Source organism: Buttiauxella brennerae ATCC 51605, from assembly GCF_001654925.1.
GTDB classification, from domain to species: Bacteria; Pseudomonadota; Gammaproteobacteria; order Enterobacterales; family Enterobacteriaceae; genus Buttiauxella; species Buttiauxella brennerae.
On the sequence record NZ_LXER01000015.1, the window covers coordinates 124,808 to 141,159 of the forward strand.

General features: G+C 49.7%; 11 protein-coding genes. 10 read left to right on the forward strand and 1 reads right to left on the reverse strand.

Going from position 1 to position 16,352, the window contains the following annotated elements:
* The first annotated feature begins 36 nt into the window (after positions 1-36).
* The 3 genes from M975_RS07710 (at position 37) to M975_RS23360 (ending at position 1,999) form a co-directional block, all read left to right on the forward strand.
* Complete coding sequence (locus M975_RS07710) at positions 37-315, forward strand: biofilm development regulator YmgB/AriR family protein (RefSeq protein WP_064558526.1); 279 nt, start codon at positions 37-39, stop codon at positions 313-315.
* A gap of 474 nt (positions 316-789) precedes the next feature.
* Entirely contained in the window at positions 790-1,293 is a 504-nt protein-coding gene (locus M975_RS07715; protein ID WP_064558528.1) for a YciE/YciF ferroxidase family protein, read from the forward strand.
* A gap of 571 nt (positions 1,294-1,864) precedes the next feature.
* Positions 1,865-1,999, forward strand: coding sequence for a hypothetical protein (locus M975_RS23360; protein ID WP_245164359.1), 135 nt, complete (start codon positions 1,865-1,867; stop codon positions 1,997-1,999).
* A gap of 247 nt (positions 2,000-2,246) precedes the next feature.
* On the opposite strand, the gene M975_RS07720 is transcribed toward M975_RS23360, so the two are convergent.
* A complete protein-coding gene (locus M975_RS07720) occupies positions 2,247-3,182 on the reverse strand; it encodes a LysR family transcriptional regulator (protein ID WP_064558530.1) in 936 nt (311 codons plus the stop codon).
* A 96-nt stretch (positions 3,183-3,278) separates the two neighbouring features.
* Between M975_RS07720 and M975_RS07725 the strand changes: the two genes are divergently transcribed.
* The 7 genes from M975_RS07725 to M975_RS07755 all read left to right on the forward strand — a co-directional run bounded on the left by M975_RS07725 (position 3,279) and on the right by M975_RS07755 (position 16,351).
* Entirely contained in the window at positions 3,279-3,713 is a 435-nt protein-coding gene (locus M975_RS07725; protein WP_064558532.1) for a DMT family transporter, read from the forward strand.
* 9 nt (positions 3,714-3,722) lie between these two features.
* Entirely contained in the window at positions 3,723-4,208 is a 486-nt protein-coding gene (locus tag M975_RS07730; protein WP_064558534.1) for a DMT family transporter, read from the forward strand.
* Between the two features lie 235 nt (positions 4,209-4,443).
* Positions 4,444-5,298 carry a BglG family transcription antiterminator LicT gene (gene licT, locus M975_RS07735; RefSeq protein ID WP_064558536.1) on the forward strand — a complete coding sequence of 285 codons (855 nt, stop codon included), beginning with the start codon at positions 4,444-4,446 and terminating at the stop codon, positions 5,296-5,298.
* 133 nt (positions 5,299-5,431) lie between these two features.
* Positions 5,432-7,273 (forward strand): beta-glucoside-specific PTS transporter subunit IIABC, encoded by a 1,842-nt coding sequence (locus M975_RS07740; protein WP_064558538.1) that lies wholly within the window; start codon positions 5,432-5,434, stop codon positions 7,271-7,273.
* Between the two features lie 11 nt (positions 7,274-7,284).
* On the forward strand, positions 7,285-8,757 hold the full coding sequence (locus M975_RS07745) for a glycoside hydrolase family 1 protein (protein WP_064558540.1): 1,473 nt from the start codon (positions 7,285-7,287) through the stop codon (positions 8,755-8,757).
* Between the two features lie 9 nt (positions 8,758-8,766).
* The gene (locus tag M975_RS07750) at positions 8,767-10,158 is read left to right on the forward strand and encodes a glycoside hydrolase family 1 protein (protein WP_064558542.1); all 1,392 of its coding nucleotides are present in this window, start codon (positions 8,767-8,769) and stop codon (positions 10,156-10,158) included.
* An 868-nt stretch (positions 10,159-11,026) separates the two neighbouring features.
* Positions 11,027-16,351: a peroxidase family protein gene (locus tag M975_RS07755; protein ID WP_064558544.1), complete on the forward strand. Its 5,325-nt coding sequence runs from the start codon at positions 11,027-11,029 to the stop codon at positions 16,349-16,351.
* The last annotated feature ends 1 nt before the right edge of the window (position 16,352 follow it).

Consider the following 16,352-nt stretch of genomic DNA (forward strand, 5'->3'; position numbering starts at 1 on the left):
CTCAACTAACTAACAACTTTATAATGGTGAGAGTAAATGACACAGATGACGCTTCATAAATCAGAAATTTATGCCACTCTGCCAAACACTGCACTGACAAACTATTTCCGTAGCGCGGGCGATATGCTGGCCGACGAGGCCGTATTACTCGGCGCGGTAATCCGCAGCATTCTTGCCACTGATGGACATGTCACCAATAAAGCCATCATTCAACGGTTGATTGAGGCCATTGAATCCACGCAAGATGTTGTCACTATCGACATTGTGCGTAAGACGCTCGAGATTGTCGTTGATCATACTTTTGATGATATTTAAGTTTGCCGGCGCAGTATTAATTTCAGACGGTTTGATTTATGGGGTGATCTTATCCCGATATTTTATTCTCTCGAATAGCAATGATTAATTAGCGGTCCGTCATTAAACGGAGCGCTAATTAATTTTGCACGTTTCATAGATGCATTTATTTCGCTGAATTGACGCCCTTTCCTTCCAGTCGCTATTTACCTGTTCAACATCCCCCTTCTGATAATCACACGACACAATGCGTTGAATGACATGTTTAATCACTACAGAAAGTTAAGGCTTTATGTTTTTTTTCAACATGATTTGCGAGAAAATCCATCCCACTTTAAGCGCTGTCAGGAATAAAACTGGAAATATTTAAGTGGAAGATCTCGTTCCATGGCTATCCTTAATATTCATGGCTTGTTTTGGTCAATCATTTTTAACCTGCATGCCGCTTCTTATTTTGAAAACAGTGGAAACTAAATTCAACATTGGATAATCATTATGCAAATCAAAACACTCGAAGATTTATTCAGACATTTACTGTCCGATACCTACAGTGCGGAGAAACAGTTAATCCGTGCTTTACCGAAGCTTGCGCGGGCAGCACATGACCCCTTACTTAAAGAAGCATTCCGCAGCCATCTTGAAGAGACACGTGGTCAACTGGAACGGATAGATAATGTCGTGGACAGTATCGAAGAGTTAAAACTCGCCCGGATTAAATGTGTGGCTATGGAAGGGTTAATCGACGAAGGCGATGAAATCATTGAGGAGATTAGCGAAGGGCCTGTCCGTGATGCGGGGCTGATCGCGGCGGCACAGAAAGTTGAACATTATGAAATAGCTGCATATGGCACTTTGTGTACGCTTGCGGCACAACTGGGTTATTCGAAGGCAAAAAGCCTGCTGGGTGAAACCCTTGAAGAAGAGAAAGCTGCCGACAGCAAACTGAGCACCATCGCTGAGTCCACCGTGAATCCGGATGCAGAGAAAAAGACGCATTAAAAAGTGATTATCCCTACCCACGTCAAAAATTTTTCATTGCTGTGATGCCAGAACCGCAACATAGCAATGAAATATTTTTTTGGCACGTATCAATTCTGTATATTATCTTGAGGGCCCTTGATAACCGGAAAGAATATCTCATTGAAAATTAACCCCCTTGCATTGTAAATATATGTAGCCAGAGACAATCCTTTTCTTCCGATCTCATTTACTTGCTGCATTAATTTTATGCTGTCAATTCATTTGTTTGCAAATAATTTTTTGGGATTATTATTTCCGTGCCACATTCTTTGAGTACACAACGGTTTAACTCCTTTTCAAAGGTGTTTACCCGTTTTGGTAAATACCGCTGCGCTCGCTGAATCCTTAAATAATGCTATTCTTAGGTTGTAGCAAATTGCTGCTAATCCTGTTGGAGCTCTCTATGAAAAACATTATTTTGAACGTTTCTAAGGAACAACCAAAAAACCCTCAAAAGTTACCAAAGGACGATGATAAAAAAACCAAGCAAAATCAGAAATAAATTTAATTTGCTTTATTAGCTGTCTATTATTAAATCGTTGGAGGTTTTATGTCTGAACGTCCTGATTTGGTAGATCCGGTGCCGGTCGATGAACCGCTTCCTGGCGACACAATTCCTGAAATCCCGGATGTTATTGACCCTGTGGACCCGGAAGTTCCTGATGTGATTGATCCGAGGGAGTAAATCCAGGCTCATCAGTGAGCTTAATACCGATAGGTTAAGCAAAAAAATCGACTGGTGTTCACAATAAGCCTCATTATTTTCTAATGGGGCTTTTTATACGTTTGACATGGCTTGACGAAATGAATGGAGCGTTAATTAATTTTACAACGATGCGATATAAATCATTTCTCTAATGTACCCGGAAGCTGTTCCACCATGTAATCCTGCCCGGTTCATGTGCTTCCTGCTCGGGTATACAGCATGAACATCAGTCAAACTGCCAGTAAAGCGGCGAGCCGTAAACTTCCACGAAGTAATCAACAACCGCCCGTACATTTAACGGTGGATGCCGTGCGTTGGGATAAATAGCGGCAACATGCTGTGGCTCTGTTTTAATCGCAGCCTCGAACCCATCCATGACTCTGACAAGCTGGCCTTTTTTAAGACTGTCACCAATAAGCCAGTCAGGGAAAAGAACCATTCCCATACCGCCCAGCGCGCTGGTCAGTAAGGATTCAGCGTTATTGGAGGTGAGTAAACCGGTAACAGGATAGTGAGTCCAGCTTTCGCCAGGTTTTCTGAATAACCAACGATTGGGACCAGACGATCCTTTGTAAACCAGACATTTATGTTGATGGAGTTCGGCAGGTAATTCTGGCTTGCCATATTTTTCTATATAGCTCGGTGAGGCAACCAGGTGATAACGCTGGGTTCCAAAGATGCGGGCATGGAAAGTGGAATCCGTCAGTGTGCCAATTCTAAAAATCACATCAGAGGCATCTTTGAGCGGGTCGATATAGTCATCCGTTTGCGTCAGTTCAATCAGCAATCGCGGGTAGCGGTCTGAAAGTTCGGTCAGCCAGGGTGCAATGTGGCGCTGGCCAAAAAAGACAGGCGCGTTGATTCGTATCAGCCCTGCGGGTTCCAGGGATCTGTCCAGCATCTCTTTGCGGGCTTCGCTCAGTTGGTCAGTCATGGTCCGGGCATAGTCAATGAAGAGTCTGCCCGCTTCAGTGGGAATCACGGCTCGCGTGTTTCGATAAAAAAGCTGCTGCCCAAGCGTGTCTTCAAGTTGAAGAATCACACGCGAGATCATCGACGCCGAGACCCCTTCGCGCCTTGCTACAACAGAGAAGTTCTGTTCATCAAACACACCGATAAAAAATATCAGGGTGCGAAAATTTATGGCGCTAGGATCGTACATTGTCCCGGTTCCTGCAAAAGTGTTTCCTGAATTATACCGTTTTTCATTATAGCGCGCTGCTATACGATGCCCGGCCAAACTACCGGAGACTGTTTTATGCAGCTTATATTGATATTACTCGTCGTTGCTGGCGGGATGGGGCTATCTGTTGAAGCCGGATTATTAGGGCCGCTTGGGAGCGAGGTCGGAGACCTGTGGGCAACATTCAGTATTTTCGGCGTGGGTGCTGCGCTGACATTTCTGTTGATGCTGTTCTTTAGTCCACGCAACAGCCCTTCCTTCTTTACTCAGCCATCGTGGACTTTGCTGGGTGGCATCCTTGGCCCGATTTACGTCGTCATCCTGACCGTTGCGGTGCCAATCATCGGCATTGCAATGACGATGATTGGCATTCTGGCAGGACAGGTTTTCAAGAGTCTGGTGATTGACCACTACGGCCTGTTTGGCACTGCTCATCGGAAAATTGACAGCAAACGTATTATCGCGCTGGTTTTTATTATTGCTGCGCTGTTCCTTGTGGCAAAAGGCTGAGGTGAATCTGTGAATATAGTAATGATTATTCTGGCTGTGATCGGCGGCGCGGTGCTTAGCATGCAGGCGGCCATTAATGGCAAATTAGGAAGCCAGGTCGGTGTGTTCCGCAGTGCGTTTCTGACGTTCTCCGTTGGTGCACTGGTAACGGCGCTGCTCATTTTCTTCTTCGAACCCAAGCATGCCCTGACCTTGTTGGATGTGCCGAAATGGCAGTTGCTTGGCGCACTTTGTGGTGTTCCTTACATCGTCGTTATGGTACTGGCTGTTCAGCGTATTGGTGCGGCGGTGGCAACGGTTGCAGTTATCTTTGGTCAGTTGGCCATGAGTATGCTTATTGATAATTTTGGCTGGTTAGGCAACGAGGTGATTCACTTCTCAATGAGCCGCCTTGGTGCGGTGATCTGCCTGGGAATCGCCCTTTTCTTCATCTATTCCAGCAATAAAACTCACACTAAGCCTGTTGAGAAAATTGCCAGCACAGCGTCGGAATAAGGCTAACAACTCAAGAATTTCAGCGATCGGGATTTTTCGCAATCCCGATCACACTTTGGCATATGAATGTAATGAAACTCTTTTGTTGCATTGAATATTTTATTTCACGGTGCTAGGTTTTAACGGCATTACGCTTGTTACCGACTATCGGGCAAAACCTAAATGCAGACTGAGCGGTTTAAACCGCCTTTTGCTGTATTTATGTCTTGCCCGTTTTTGTTTTCAGGAGTTAGCGATGCTGGTAAAACAAATATTAAATAATAATGTTGTCAGCGCAGTAGATGAAGATGGCCTGGAAATTATATTAACCGGCCGTGGCCTGGGGTTTAATACCCGCACGGGTGCCAGTATTGATCGCGACGCTATTGATAAAATATTCCGTCTGGAAGACTCCCAGGTTTCTGCCCGTTTTAAAGATTTGGTCAGCGAAGTCCCTGTTGATATTTTGCAGATCACCGCCGATATCATCACCCATGCCCGCAGCGTGTTGGCGCACAAACTCAGTGAAGGGCTTTACGTAACCCTTGCTGACCACCTGCACTTTGCCCTGCAACGCCAACAAAACAATGAGGTTTTACCCAACCCACTGGAGTGGGAGGTACGCCATTTTTATAAGGTGGAGTACGCCATTGGCCGTCAGGCGCTGGGGATTATCGTTGCCCGCACCGGTACGCTATTACCGGACAGCGAAGCCTGCAGTATTGCTTTGCATATTGTGAATGCGGGGCTGAATGACGCCATGGGAAAAACCACGCAAATTACGCGCCTTATTTATCAATTGCAGAATATCGTTAAATACTTTTTTAATTTACCGCTCGATGAGCACAGTCTGAATTACCAGCGATTTATTACCCATTTGAAATTCTTTGCTCAGCGGGTGATTGATGGGGTGGTGTTAAATAATGACGATGAAGACTTTTTCGAACTGGTGCAGCAGCGTTATCAGTCCACGCTGAAATGTGTGGAAGCGATGAGTGAATTTGTCGGTAAGAATTATCACCACACCATGAGCAACTCGGAAAAGCTCTACCTGACGGTGCACATTGAAAATATTGTGCAGCGTACAGTTCCTGATGCAGGGGAATTGTAGAAGTCGCAAAAGTAGTGATTCTATCCAGGCTTGTTACTGTTCAATCAGGCAAACCCCAGAGGAAACAAGGTCCCGGTGAATACCGGTCATTGTGGATGAAGTCGGCTTATGACTTCAGTCTGGAGGAATATTTATGGATTATCAGAACACCGCTCGCCAAATTATCGACAATATTGGCGGCAAAGAGAATGTCTTATCGCTGTTTCATTGCATCACCCGCTTGCGTTTTTTGCTTAAAGATAACGACAAAGCTGACCGCGCGGCCCTTGAATCAATAGAGGGCGTGATGGGCGTCAATATCTCCGGCGACCAGTTCCAGCTGATTATTGGCAATGACGTAGATCCCTTATGCAATGCCCTGCTCGCCCAGTTACCCGGCCTTGATAACGCTGCACGCCCCACCAGGCGGCGTAATCCTGTGTCGGTTATTCTCGAAAGTCTCTCTAGCATCTTTTCACCCATTATTCCCGCGATTGCCGGGGCCGGTATTCTGAAAGGGATACTGGCGCTGATGGTTGCCATGAAATGGGTGGACAACACCAACCAGACCTACCAAATCCTGCTGGCGATCAGTGATGGCGTTTTCTACTTTATGCCGCTGGCGTTGGCCTTCAGTGCGGCAAAGAAATTCGGGGCCAACCCTTATGTTGCCGTCGCAATTGCCTCGGTACTCTTCCATCCGGCCATTCAGACACTGTTTAAAGCTGGCGCACCCGTTAACTTTATGGGTTTGCCTGTTCCCACCGTTAACTACGCCTCGACGGTGATCCCGATATTGCTGACGGTTTGGCTGCTCAGTTATGTGGAACGCTGGATAGACCGCTTTATGCCTGGCCCGCTGAAAACCATGTTTGTGCCGCTGCTGTGCCTGCTGATTGTCACACCGATTACGCTTATCGCCATCGGCCCGGTGGGCATTTTTGCCGGTAATGCGCTGTCTGGCGGCATCATCTGGCTGGTGGAAAACATGGGCGTGGTGGCCGGAATTGTGGTGGGCGGCACGCTGTCACTGATCATCATCACGGGCATGCACTATGTGTTAGTGCCGATCATGATCAACAACATCAGCACCATCGGTTTTGACCCGATAAAGATCCTCTTTTACATCGCCAACCTTGGGCAAGCGGGTGCCGCCTTCGGCGTCTTCTTACGTGCTCGCGATAAAAAGCTCAAATCCCTGGCTCTGACGACCAGTTTTAGCGCTGCAATGGGCATCACAGAACCGGCGATGTACGGGGTCAATATTCGCTACAAACGCCCGTTCGCCGCTGCACTGATTGGCGGTGCCTGCGGCGGGGCATTCGCCATGGTGATGGGGGTAAAAACCTACGCTTTCGCCTTAAGTGGCCTGCCGGGCATTCCGGCACTGGTCGGCCCCACTTTCCTGTGGGCCGTGGTCAGTATCGCCATCTCCTTTGGCTGTGCCGCGACGCTTACCGTCATCCTCGGTTTCGAAGAGTCCACCGCGCCTGTCGTTGCGGGCGTGAGCCCCTTGCCTGTCACCCAACCGGAAGAGAACCTTTTTGCCCCGGTGAGTGGCGAGCTCAAAGCGCTAAACACGCTGAGTGACCCGGTTTTTGCCGACGAGATTTTCGGCAAAGGGCTGGCGATTTACCCGATTACGGGCGAGCTGCGTTCGCCTGTCAACGGCAAGGTGGAGTCAGTCTTTGAAACTCACCACGCGCTGGCGCTGCAAAGCGATACGGGTGCGGAAATCCTGATTCATATCGGTATCGACACCGTCAAATTGGGCGGTAAGCACTTCACCAGCCATATCACGGCCGGGCAGTTTGTTGAGGTTGGCGACCTGCTGGTCACCTTTGACCTTGATGCACTACAGGCTGCAGGCATTGATCCGAGCGTCATCCTGGTGGTGACCAACAGCGAACGTTACGGCGACATCAGCCCGGTTAAATCGAACGGTGAAATCGCCAGCTGCGACGCATTTCTGACACTGACCGCCACGGCGGCATGAGGAGTAAGCGCATGACATTTTCGAAATCATTTCCGGAAGGTTTTTTGTGGGGTGGTGCCACCGCTGCAAACCAGCTTGAAGGGGCATGGAATGTCGACGGTAAAGGACTGTCTGTTTCTGATGTTTATACCTTCGATATCAACACGCCTAAAGAGCGCTGGCTTGACCAATGGCTGGGAATGACCCACGCCCAGGTGCGTGAAGCGCAGGATCCGAACAGCACCAAATACTACCCGAAACGCAAAGGCAATGACTTCTATCACCATTTCAGAGAGGACATCGCCCTCTTTGCCGGAATGGGCTTTAAGTGTTTTCGCATGTCGATTGCCTGGACGCGCATCTTTCCACGCGGTGATGAAAGCGAGCCAAACGAAGCTGGACTGAAGTTCTATGACGAGGTGTTTGACGCCCTGCTTTCGCATGGAATAGAACCGATAGTTTCCCTCTCCCACTATGAGATGCCGCTGGATCTGGTGACGGATTATGACGGCTGGCCGAACCGGCAGGTGGTAGATTTCTACGTACGTTTCGCTACAACCTGCTTTACGCGCTATCGCAAAAAAGTGAAGTACTGGATGACCTTTAACGAGATTAACTGCGTGAAGCACCATCCCTACGTCAGTGTCGGCGTGATTGAAGAGGACAACCCGCACCTGGAACAGGACAAATACCAGGGCGCACATCACCAGTTTGTCGCCAGTGCGCTTGCCACCAAAGCGTGCCACGCCATTATCCCAGGCTCTCAGGTCGGCTGCATGATCAGCTACCAGATGCTTTACCCACACACCTGCCACCCGGATGACTTACAGGCCTGCGAAGAGATGCAGCGTGTGTCGCTGTTCTTTAGCGATGTCCAGGCACATGGCTATTACCCCGCTTATACCGAGCGGATGCTGGCTGAAAAAGGTGTCACGCTGCAAAAAGTAGTCGGTGACGATGAGATCCTGCGCCTGCACCCGGTGGACTTTGTCTCGTTCAGTTATTACATGTCCAGCACCGTTAGCGCCAACCCGGAAAAACTGGAAGGCGCGGAAGGTAATTTGATCACCGGTGGTATTCGCAATCCGCACCTGCCGACCAGCCAGTGGGGCTGGCAGATTGACCCGAAAGGGCTGCGCCTGGCATTGAACCAGCTGTATGACCGTTATCAGAAACCGTTGTTTATTGCTGAAAACGGCCTTGGGGCTGTGGATACCGTCAATCCAGATGGCTCGATTAATGACGATTACCGCATTGATTATCTGCGCCAGCATATTGAACAAATGCAGGAAGCCCTTGCCGATGGCGTGGATCTCTTTGGTTACACCTGGTGGGGACCGATTGATGTGGTCAGCGCGGGTACGGCGCAAATTTCCAAACGCTACGGTTTTATCTATGTCGATCAGGACGATATGGGCAATGGTTCCCAGAAGCGATCCCTGAAAAAGAGCTATCACTGGTACAAAAAAGTCATCTCATCTAACGGTCAAGATTTAACAGATTAAGGAGCGAATATGTCTGTTTTTCCGAAGGGTTTCTTATGGGGCGGCGCGATTGCTGCTAATCAGGCGGAAGGTGCCTGGAACGTAGACGGCAAAGGGCCGTCTATTTCGGACGTAGTGCGCGGTGGTATCGTTTCTGGCCATCATGACGCGACCATCGACCCAAATAAATATTACGCCAGCCATGAAGCGGTCGATTTTTATCACCATTACAAAGAAGATGTGGCGCTGTTTGCTGAAATGGGCTTCACCTGCTTTCGGACTTCCATCGCCTGGACGCGTATTTTCCCGCGTGGCGATGAAACCACACCCAACGAAGCCGGGTTGAAATTCTACGACGATTTGTTTGATGAGTTGCTCAAATACGGCATTGAACCGGTTATTACCCTATCCCACTACGAAACACCCCTCGCGCTTTATCAGGAATACGGCGGCTGGAAGAATCGTAAACTGGTGGACTTCTTCACCCGCTACTGCGACGTGGTGTTCAGGCGTTACCGCAACAAGGTCAAATACTGGATGACCTTTAACGAACTGAACAACATGAACCGTATGCCGTTTGCGACAGGTGCGGTCGATGCGGGCTCCACGCCGCAGGAACTTTACCAGGCGGCCCATCATCAGTTCGTGGCTAACGCGCTGGCGAACAAACTGTGCCACGAAATTATTCCGCAAGCGCAAATTGGCTGCATGTTGTCGCTTAGTACTGTCTACCCGGCGACCTGTAACCCGGATGATATTTTCTCGACCATGCAGCTGCGTCGCCGTTCTCTGTTTTATTCAGATGTGATGATGCGCGGCGAATATCCGGCCTGGACGCCGCGACTGTTTCGCGAGCAGAACATTGAACTGGCTATTGCGGATGGCGACCTGGAACTTATCGCCAGCCACCCTTCTGACTACCTTGGTTTTAGCTATTACCGAAGTGTGCTGCATCAGGCAGATGGCGAGTTCCGCATTGATACCGGTGGCACCGTCGGGCAGGACAATCCGTATCTCGAAAAAACTGCATGGGGCTGGCCGATTGACGCCAAAGGTTTCCGGATCGTCTGTAACGAGCTGGCAGATCGTTATCGTAAGCCATTATTCATTGTTGAAAATGGCTATGGTGGCGTGGATGAAGTAGACGAAAATGGCGTGATAAACGATACCGCGCGCATTGATTATGGCCGTCAACATATCCGTGAAATGGCTGAGGCGGTTGCCGATGGCTGCAACATCATGGGTTACACCTGGTGGGGGCCGATTGACATCGTCAGCGCAGGCACGGGTGAAATGAAAAAACGCTATGGCTTTATCTATGTCGATAAAGACAACGACGGTAAAGGGACCCTGAAACGCAGTAAAAAACGCAGCTTTGACTGGTATAAACAGGTTATCGCGAGTAATGGGGAAAACCTGTAATGTATTAACGGGGTGGATAGTTTCCACCCCATGTTTTTACTCACCCAGTCATCATTTGTCGATAGCAATACGAATAAATCTCCTTTTTTCTTCAGTAATAGCAAAGGCGATGACACATTTTTAATATATTGAGGGTTGCGAGCTAATCTTATTATCCGGCACATGTAAAAATGTAGCCAGTAATCGTGGCCCTACTGTCTATTTAAGTAAACCAGAACGTAAAGAAATGAAAATGCCATTGCCTTTCAACATGAATTGAGTCTCATTATCATCTGCGCAGTATTGGATGAATACTGTCCTGCCAAATGTACCCCATCAAATAAAAACACAGTAACTTCAATGTAATGCGTTATTTTTGTGTGTCTCTTATGTATTAAACATACTTTTCTGCACTTCATTTTATGCGAATAAACAACAAGAAATAACCCTGCGAGATAAATGCATGAGCTAATAGTTTCATATTTAATATTTTGTCATTAAAAAGTATTAGAGAAGTAACTTAAAGAAAAAACCATAGTTTGATCATAACAAAAATGTCATGTGAGATAAAACCTCCGCGTAACATAAGCATGACTCATGTTTCTGTTGCCTTGAATGCACCTGCAAATTCAAAAGGCTGAGGCTGCCTGCAAGTTGCATATATCCATCGTTGTGGATGAGTCGATAAACTTATTCTGCTAAGTATTTTACCCATGGAGAATAAATCTAACAAGGTCGCAGTATTTTTAATTACATAAAATGGACCTTGGCTGCTAAATAGTAGCCTGATAACTAATTTTATTACACACGGTTCATTCCCCTGCCTGTTTTTTAATAGCAGGAACGAGTGATGATAGTTTATATAGAGTAAAGATAGGGGTAATTATTTATGGCCTCACAATATGACTTTACTGTCACGTTGCACGATCTTGCTTTTATTCTCAAGCAGATAAAAATATCGGAAGCAGCGACAAACCCGGACGGCAGTGTGAATGGCGATACACTGCGTGACTTAGTCTCCAGCCCATTACTTCCCTACGGGATACGTACCGTAGATGGCTCCTGGAATAACCTTCTACCCGGTCAGGAACTCTACGGTTCTGCCGATCAAAACATGCCCAGATTAACCGCGCTGAACTGGCAAGATGCTGACGCCATGACCAGTTACACCCAACTCGGCGGGACGGTTATTGATGCAGACCCGCGTATTATCAGTAACTTGATATCGGACCAAACAGCTTCCAACCCGGCAGCAGTCGAAGCGCATAACGGCTTACAAGATGCACCTGGAGGAGGAACCACATCGGCAAATGGTAGTTTGTCGATTCCTAACCTGTCTCCGGATGTGGGTTTGTCCCCTGCTTTCAATGGCTGGATGACACTATTCGGGCAGTTCTTTGACCACGGTCTGGATCTAATTCCAAAGGAGGGAAACGGCATTGTATTCATTCCGCTGCAACCTGATGACCCCTTATATGTAGATGGGTCGCCCACTAACTTCATGGTATTAACCAGGGCAAAGGTTGATGCTAACCATGAAACTGTCAACCTCACGACTCCCTTCATCGATCAAAACCAAACCTATACCTCCCACCCTTCACATCAGATATTCATCCGCGAATACGTCATGATTGATGGCAAGCCTGAACCAACCGGCAATTTATTAGGCGATGCGAACGGCGGGCTGGCAACCTGGGCTGATGTCAAAAACCAGGCTGAAACCATGCTCGGCATTAAACTCACCGATCAGGACGTGTTTAATGTTCCGCTGCTGGCCACTGACCGCTACGGTAACTTGATCTTAAGTGAAAATGGCAAAGTACAGATTGTCACCATCAACGGGCTGTTTGAGGCTAACGGCGACTTTTTGCCTGCCGGAACGCTGCGTACCGGACACGCTTTTCTTGATGACATTGCCCACACTGCGGCACCAAAAGCAGGCCTGCTCGCCGATGACGATAATGTGATTGGCGGCGCACAGCCCGCTGGAACCTATGATGACGAATTGCTCGATCGGCATTTCATCACCGGTGACGGGCGCGGTAATGAAAACATCGGGTTAACCGCGGTACATGCTGTTTTTCATAGTGAACATAACCGCCTGGTGGAAGAGTACAAAACCACTTTACTGGCAACCGGCGATATCAGCCTGATCAACGAATGGCTGATGCCAGCACACCAGATAACTGCACTGCCAGCCGATACCAGCACGCTGGTCTGGAACGGCGAATATCTGTTCCAGGCAGGCCGTTTTACCACTGAAATGCAGTACCAGCACCTGGTGTTCGAAGAGTTTGCGCGCACCGTGCAACCCGCCGTCGACCCGTTCGTCTTCTCTAACACCGCAGACATTAACCCGCTGATCTTTGCTGAGTTCGCACACGTGGTTTACCGTTTTGGCCACTCGATGCTGACAGAAACCGTGGCGCGTACCGATATCGATATGCAAAGCGGTGACATTGGCCTGATTGAAGCGTTCCTCAACCCGGTCGCCTTTAACCAAATCAACGGTAACACGGTTTCTGACGAACAGGCGATAGGCGCAATAGTTCGCGGCATGACACGGCAAGTCGGTAATGAAATTGATGAATTTATTACCGATGCTCTGCGCAATAACCTTATCGGGTTGCCGCTCGATTTAGGTGCGCTGAATATTGCCCGTGGGCGTGATACCGCCATGCCGACACTCAACCAGGCCCGTGAACAGTTCTTTGAATTAAGCGGTAACAGCGAACTAAGGCCTTATACCAGCTGGGCCGATTTCACCACTTATCTAAAAAACCCAGCCTCCATCATCAACTTTATGGCCGCTTACGGTCAGCATGAGCTGATTCTGGCTGCCACCTCCATTGCAGGGAAACGCGATGCGGTGAACTTCTTGCTGTTCGGCAATAGCACAACGTCTCCACCCGCCGATGCGATGGATTTCTTCAACAGCACCGGTGCATGGGCCACAAAAGAGTCCGGCCTGAATATGGTCGACTTCTGGATTGGCGGACTTGCCGAGCGTAAAAACGAGTTTGGCGGAATGTTGGGTTCCACCTTCAACTTTGTTTTTGAAACGCAAATGGAAATGCTGCAAGACGGCGACCGTTTCTACTACCTGAGCCGCGTTCAAGGGATGAACATGCTCAATGAGCTGGAAGCCAACTCATTCTCCGCGCTGGTTATGCGCAACAGCGACCTTGGAGAAAACGGTTCATCTCACCTGCCCGCTAACCTGTTCCAGACGCCAGATCATATTTTCGAAGTCAACCAGGCGCTGCAAACGGAAATAGACCCGAAATGGGGTAACCCGCTTAAAGACTTGTTAACGCCTTTAATGACGCGGCGCGCAGCCACTAATGATGTTAACGGTGATGGCGCAGCTGATGGCGCTTACCTTAAATACACCGGCGATGGCCATGTGGTGCTCGGCGGTTCTGCCGGTAACGACACGTTGATCGGCGGTAAAGGCATCGACAGCCTGTGGGGGGATGGTGGTGATGACCGTCTTGATGGCGGCGATGAGGCGGATGTCGTTCACGGGGGTGACGGCAATGACATTATCACCGACACCGGCACGCCGGTTGGTGATGCCGACTTCCTGCATGGCGATGCAGGCCACGATGTCATTTTCTCCGGTAACGGCAACGACCTGGTGTTCGGTGGCAGCGGCAGTGACTTCGTCGTGGTGGGTGAAGATGCTCAGGAAGTCTTTGCTGGCCGGGACAATGACTTTGTTCTGGGCGGCTCCGGCGCGGACGCCCTGCTTGGCAACGAAGGCGATGACTGGCTGGAAGGCGGTGACGGGTTTGACTCACTAACGGGCGAAAACTCCGAACTGTTCTTCAACAGTACGATTGTCGGCCATGACGTGCTGAACGGCCAGGGTAACGACACGGACTACGATGGCGAAGCAGGCGACGACATCATGGTTCAGGGAGCAGGTATTCAGCGTAACAATGGTATGGCCGGATTCGACTGGGCAATCCATAAAGGCGACCCGCACGGTGCTAATTCTGACCTCGGTATTCCGATTTTCGTCAACCAGCAAGAGTTTATCCTACGGGATCGCTTCGACCTGGTTGAAGGGTTATCGGGTTGGAAACACAACGATGTGTTAGTGGGCACCGAACAGCCTCTCGGCACCGCTCCGGTTCTGGGCACCCCGCTTTCCAATAATCTTACCCAGGAAGGCGCTGACAGGATTAGCGGCCTCCAGGCCATTCTCGGTGTGGCACACTCAGCCAATCCTGATGCCGTGTTGCTTAACCCGGATGATGGCAGCGATATTTTGCTCGGCGGCGGCGGCAGCGACCGCATTACCGGTAAAGCAGGCAATGACATTATTGATGGTGACGCGTGGCTCAACGTGCGCATTGCGGTTACCGGGCTTGCGGGCGTCACGACTGCCGACAGCATGAACGAACTGAAATCGTACATGCTGGCAGGCACCTTAAAACCCGACCAACTCGCGATAGTGCGCGAAATTTTGCGTGAGGGTGATGGGTCAGAAACCGACGTTGCTGTGTACCGCGATATCAGCAGCAACTACGTCTTTACCCGCATGCCAGATGGCAGCCTCAGGGTTGACCATGCCACGCCCGATGCCGCATTGAACCTTGATGACGGTATCGATCGCCTGCTAAACATCGAAAAAGTGGAGTTCGGTAACGGCGAGCAGTTATGGGTCACGGCTCAACAGGCCACGGGCAATCTCACCATTAGTAACCCTTCACCCTCGGTTGGCGATCTTTTGCGCGTAAACCTGGCGAATCTGCAGGATGGAAACGGTATTGCGGCAAATGCCGCTATCACGCTGACATGGCAGGCGTTTACCAGTGGTCAATGGCGTGATCAGGCCGTCGGTGAGGAGTTCAGAGTACCTGGCGCTATTTTGGGTGCACCACTTCGCGTCGTTGCCAGCTTCAATGACCGAATGGGGGATGCAGAGTCCATTGTTTCTGCGCAAACCCAGGCCGTGATGGTGCGGGACCAGCCGACTACCGGTGCGCCAGTCATTAATGACCTGACACCGACTGAAAGCGTCACCCTTACCGCTGTTGTCTCCGGTATTGCTGATGCTGACGGCTTGACCGGCGGTAACTTTAGTTACCAGTGGAGAATGAGTGCCGGAAACGGGTTTGTGAATATCAACGGTGCTACTGCTGCCAGTTACACGCCGGGTCAGACGATGATTGGCAGGACATTGCAGGTCGTGGTTACCGTCGTTGACGATGAAGGAAACCCACCGGTGGTGCTGACATCAACAACGACGCAGCCGGTTGGTGACATGGTTGTGGGCAACAACGGCGGTAACGTTCTCATCGGCACCGCATGGAGTGACATCCTGCGTGGTGAAGGTGGTAACGATACTCTGCTGGGGCTTGCAGGCGATGATTTACTGGTTGGTGGTATCGGCAACGACAGCCTCTCCGGTGATGCCGGGCAAGACATCCTGCAAGGGGATGCGGGTAACGACAACCTCGATGGCGGCCAGGGTGCTGACAGCATGGCAGGCGGCGCGGGTAATGATACCTACATCGTTGATAACGCGGGCGACATTGTCATCGAAGGCCTCAACGCCGGGAATGATGTCGTACAGACCAACCTCAGTAGCTATGACTTGAGCGATAACGTTGAAGAACTGGTCTTCACCGGCCAGGGCAGCTTCATTGGCACAGGGAACGCCATTGCCAACATCATCACCGGCGGCAACGGTAATGACTTTTTGTTTGGTATGGGAGGCAATGACCAACTGTCAGGCGGGCTGGGAAATGACTTCCTTGATGGCGGTGACGGAATCGATAACCTGCAAGGCGGCAACGGCAACGATGTCATGATCGGCGGTGCAGGTGCTGACATTCTTTCCGGTGGAATCGGTAACGATATTCTCAACGGTCAGGCGGGTAATGACACCATGGACGGCGGTATCGGTAATGACATCTTCGCTTTCAGCGCAAGTTTCGGGCAAGACCGTATTACTGGCTTCGATAGTAATGCCAATGGCGGACAGGATTACCTCGATTTGAGTTTGTTAGGTATCACTTCGGGTAGTTTTGCGAGCAGCGTCGGGATTACGGGAAACAACGGTAACACCGTCGTCACCGTAGGTGCTGATGTCATTACGTTAGTCGGCGTCAACTCAACCACCGTTAATATCGGTGATTTTATTCTCGAATTACCTTCAACCTTTGCCGCTAACAACGGCAATAATTCACTGATTGCGTAAG

Coding starts and splice junctions, on each gene's coding strand:
- M975_RS07710 (WP_064558526.1), top strand. CDS start 37: ATGACACAGATGACGCTTCATAAATCAGAAATTTATGCCACTCTGCCA.
- M975_RS07715 (WP_064558528.1), top strand. CDS start 790: ATGCAAATCAAAACACTCGAAGATTTATTCAGACATTTACTGTCCGAT.
- M975_RS23360 (WP_245164359.1), top strand. CDS start 1,865: ATGTCTGAACGTCCTGATTTGGTAGATCCGGTGCCGGTCGATGAACCG.
- M975_RS07720 (WP_064558530.1), bottom strand. CDS start 3,182: ATGTACGATCCTAGCGCCATAAATTTTCGCACCCTGATATTTTTTATC.
- M975_RS07725 (WP_064558532.1), top strand. CDS start 3,279: ATGCAGCTTATATTGATATTACTCGTCGTTGCTGGCGGGATGGGGCTA.
- licT (WP_064558536.1), top strand. CDS start 4,444: ATGCTGGTAAAACAAATATTAAATAATAATGTTGTCAGCGCAGTAGAT.
- M975_RS07740 (WP_064558538.1), top strand. CDS start 5,432: ATGGATTATCAGAACACCGCTCGCCAAATTATCGACAATATTGGCGGC.
- M975_RS07745 (WP_064558540.1), top strand. CDS start 7,285: ATGACATTTTCGAAATCATTTCCGGAAGGTTTTTTGTGGGGTGGTGCC.
- M975_RS07750 (WP_064558542.1), top strand. CDS start 8,767: ATGTCTGTTTTTCCGAAGGGTTTCTTATGGGGCGGCGCGATTGCTGCT.
- M975_RS07755 (WP_064558544.1), top strand. CDS start 11,027: ATGGCCTCACAATATGACTTTACTGTCACGTTGCACGATCTTGCTTTT.